This window comes from Polaromonas sp. P1_G4 (genome assembly GCF_056405475.1).
Genome location: NZ_JBFUCA010000601.1, coordinates 1 through 2267 on the forward strand (window position 1 = coordinate 1; position 2267 = coordinate 2267).

Here is a 2267-nt window from a genome sequence, read left to right on the forward strand (position 1 = left end):
CAACACCATCGTGCAACGCGCAAAATGGAATGAGGAGCTGATCAAGATCCGCAAGCAGGGCTACGCCACTTCCCTGGGCGAAATCACGAACGAAGTCCTTTCCGTGGCGGCACCGGTGCGCGACGGAACATCAAAAGTCATCGCCGCCATGGCGATCTCCATTCCTTCAAGCCGCATCACGGCCAAAGGGCTGGAGAAACTGGCCAAGCCGCTGTGCGCGGCGGCCTACGACCTTTCGGTTGAGCTCGGATATCGTCGCTCCGACGCTTCTGCCGATTAGCGGCAGCGCACCTGGTGGGGCGCGCTGCAGCCACCACCATTATTGAGAACGCTTCGGGATCACAGGAAGCACCACGTGCGATGGATGCTGGCTGCTCATGTACACCTTGTTGAGCGCCGTCCTGCTCGTCGTTGCCTGCGCCTCAGGATCCCCGGTGTTCGGGTTGACGTCAAAGTGCGGAAAGTTGCTGCTCGAAATGTCAACCCGGATGCGATGCCCTGCCTTGAACAGGTTGCTTGTCGGAAACGCCTCGATGCGGATGGGGTACACCGTTCCCGGCGTCATCAATTCCGGGTACTCCCATGAGTCCCTGTACCTCACCCGCAGAATCCCGTCGGTAAGGTTCATGGCGAAACCCTTTGGGTAGTCTTCGCTTTGCGGATACACATCGACCAGCTTGACGGTGAAATCCGTGTCCGGGCAGTCGGAGGATATCCACAGGTTCGCCACCACCGGCCCTGTAATCTCGACATCCTCCGCCAGCGGTTCAGTTGAAAAGGCAAGCACATCTTCACGGTCGGTCAGTGGGTAAAACGGTTCTGCGCAACCAAAGAAGCGCTCATCGGTTGTTTGGTCGAAAGCCCCGGCCAGTATTCCGGGTGGACGTGAAACCACGCTGCCGCCCAAGGTGGGAACCGGATTTTTGGGGTCAAACCGGTACGCCAGCGCGCCGTGATGCCTCTCTGGAAGAGAGGGGGACAGCGAACGATCAACGTGAAGATGGTAGGGCGTCCACCGCGTATCCGGAATCGGCCAGTCCTGCTCGGAACGCCAGGTACCGCCATGGTCAAGACGTCCCTCGCTGTTTTTTCTGCCGGAGCCGCCGCCCATCACGAACAGCCTCACGTTGGCGTTGTCTTCAGCGGCCGGAAGGCCTTTCAGCCAGTGGTCAAACCATTTGAGCCTTGCCTCAAGAAAGCTTGCGGCAGCGTGTTGGCCAAAAGTGGATTTCTCGCCGAAATCCACATCGCCCGAATAGGTCAACCACCGGTTTCCGTGCACCCACGGACCAAAAACGAGCTTTACCGGAGCGCCGATTTTCTTGAGGCTGACGTAATTTTCGGCTGCGGTGCGCGTATAGACGTCATACCAGGAAGACATATGGACTGTCGCCACATTCTTGAGGTGATGGTAGAACCCCTCCGCATAAATTCCGGGCTGCTTCCAGTACGCATCGAACGTACCACGCTCCCATTGATCGAAGAGAAACTCTTCATATTCCGGTGCTTCCGAAAGCGGTGAGTTTCCACGGCGCCACGGCATTCTTCTGAACCAGTCGTCGACGTCGATATTCTTCAGGGTGCTGGCGACGGCCGTATTTTCCGACCGCTGGGCAATGCTCGATGCGAAGAGAACAGCCCAGGCCGCCTGCTTTAACTCATACGCGCCGCCCTGCCGGATGCCGCTCTGATAGCCGTTTGAAAACCCGCCGGAGTCGACATACATGGCCAGCAAGCCGGGTGCACCGGTAGATGCCAGGGCCATTTGCGTATGTGCCGCATAGGAAAGGCCCTTGGTCCCGATCCTGCCGTCGGACCAGGGCTGCCGCACGATCCAGTCACAGGTGTCATGGCCGTCGTTGGCCTCGCTCAGATACTTCGTGAATGTTCCTTCGGACCCGTATCTGCCGCGGCAATCCTGGTACACAACGATATAACCCTGGGCCACAAAATACGTTGCCACCTCTTCGCGTGACATAGGGCGCGTGCTCCCCGGTTCGCGTTCGGTGCGGCTTTCAAGGTGCTTCCCATAGGGAGTGCGTTCCATGATGACCGGGAACGGTTTCGGATCTTCTCCCGGCTCCTGTCTCGGGCGATATATATCGGTCGAGAGCCTCACGCCGTCCCTCATCGGCACCATCACGTTGCGTTCAATCACCACAGCAAGATTGCTGAACGTCGAGTCTTTCATTGATTACCCTGGTTCGGCTCGGATTGGAGCGCCACCGGTGCTGACACCAGCACCGGTGACCCCCTCACCTCACCCC

General features: G+C 58.5%; 2 protein-coding genes. One reads left to right on the top strand and one right to left on the bottom strand.

Features of this window, described 5'->3' with window-relative positions; translation table 11 throughout:
- Positions 1 to 280: IclR family transcriptional regulator domain-containing protein (locus AC1D1X_RS21070; RefSeq protein WP_477699091.1), on the top strand; the 280-nt coding region annotated here is incomplete at its 5' end.
- 39 nt (positions 281 to 319) lie between these two features.
- On the opposite strand, the gene AC1D1X_RS21075 is transcribed toward AC1D1X_RS21070, so the two are convergent.
- Entirely contained in the window at positions 320 to 2191 is a 1872-nt protein-coding gene (locus tag AC1D1X_RS21075; RefSeq protein ID WP_477670529.1) for a CocE/NonD family hydrolase, read from the bottom strand.
- Positions 2192 to 2267: the final 76 nt, after the last annotated feature.

What these genes read in the sequence shown, in the direction of transcription:
- AC1D1X_RS21075 (WP_477670529.1), bottom strand. Translation starts at nt 2,191, where the DNA reads ATGAAAGACTCGACGTTCAGCAATCTTGCTGTGGTGATTGAACGCAAC.